Source organism: Lentilactobacillus dabitei (genome assembly GCF_019061365.1).
Lineage (GTDB): Bacteria > Bacillota > Bacilli > Lactobacillales > Lactobacillaceae > Lentilactobacillus > Lentilactobacillus dabitei.
Window position 1 is genome coordinate 1 of sequence record NZ_JAHPPD010000174.1, and the last position, 1,159, is coordinate 1,159.

The following is a 1,159-nucleotide window of genomic DNA, read 5'->3' on the forward strand; positions in this document are numbered from 1 at the left end:
GCTAAGCATTTTAATTTGCGGACACCAAATCTCGTTTGGGAATGGGAAAGGGCTTTGAGAGAAGGACGTTTAAAACCTAGTAAAGGACGGCCACCTAAGTTGACTAAGACCAACAACCACGAAGATGATGAACTCCAGAAGCTTAAAGACGAGAATGAAATTCTCAAGTTGAGGAATGCTTACTTGGAAAAATTGCACGCCTTGGCACAGAAGAAGCGAAAATCTCAAACCAAGAAAAAGCCCAAGTAATAGTTGAGCTGAGGCGTGAATTCAAGGTAAGTTTGAGTATCATATTGAAGATTGCCAAGATGGCTAGTAGCAGTTACCATGATGCGCTGGATCGACAATATGGCAAAAAAGATTCAACTAAAATCATTGTCGCCATTAAAGCTATCCGGAATACCCATGCCGATTACGGCTATCGCCGTATTACAATCGAACTTAAGAAGCAAGGCTTTCAAGTTAACCATAAACGGATATTAAGAATAATGAGGGAAAACGATCTCTTATGTCATGCCTATGACCGCAACGTTCATAAGTACAATTCTTATAAAGGACGGGTGGGTAAAGTTGCCCCTAATCGGGTTAATCGCCGTTTCTCTACTGATCGTCCTTATCAGAAGGTGGTTACCGATGTGACTGAACTTCGTTGGGGGAACAATGCGACTAATAAACGGGCTTATTTCACGGCTTACATTGATCTCTTCAACAGCGAAGTATTATCTTGGTCACTTGAGCTCCATCCGACGGTTAAATTTGTCATGAGTCCTTTAACTGAATTACTTAAGAAGCGCCCAAAATTAGACTATCGGATGACACTTCACTCTGATCAAGGATTCCAGTATCAGAATAGTCGATACCAAGCGTGCTTAAAGGAATATCGAGTATTTCAAAGCATGAGCCGTAAGGCTACCTGCCTTGATAACGCTTGTGCAGAGAGTTTCTTTCATCAGTTAAAGGTCGGAACAGTTCATAATCATCACTATGATGACTTTCAGACACTTAAGCAGGCAGTTAAGGACTATATCCAGTATTACAATTACCATCGCATAAAAACAAAACTAGCCGGAATGAGTCCGGTTGAATACCGGATTCACAACGACCAGTTATGTGCCTAAAAATTATTAAATATTATCTCCAACTATTGGGGTTCACTTCA

General features: G+C 40.8%; 1 protein-coding gene and 1 pseudogene. Both read left to right on the top strand.

What is annotated here, in order from left to right; genetic code table 11:
• Window positions 1-249: pseudogene (locus KTE19_RS13655) on the top strand (helix-turn-helix domain-containing protein); the annotation flags it as partial.
• A complete protein-coding gene (locus KTE19_RS13660) occupies window positions 222-1,118 on the top strand; it encodes an IS3 family transposase (RefSeq protein WP_347339421.1) in 897 nt (298 codons plus the stop codon). The pseudogene KTE19_RS13655 and the gene KTE19_RS13660, both read left to right, overlap by 28 nt.
• The last annotated feature ends 41 nt before the right edge of the window (window positions 1,119-1,159 follow it).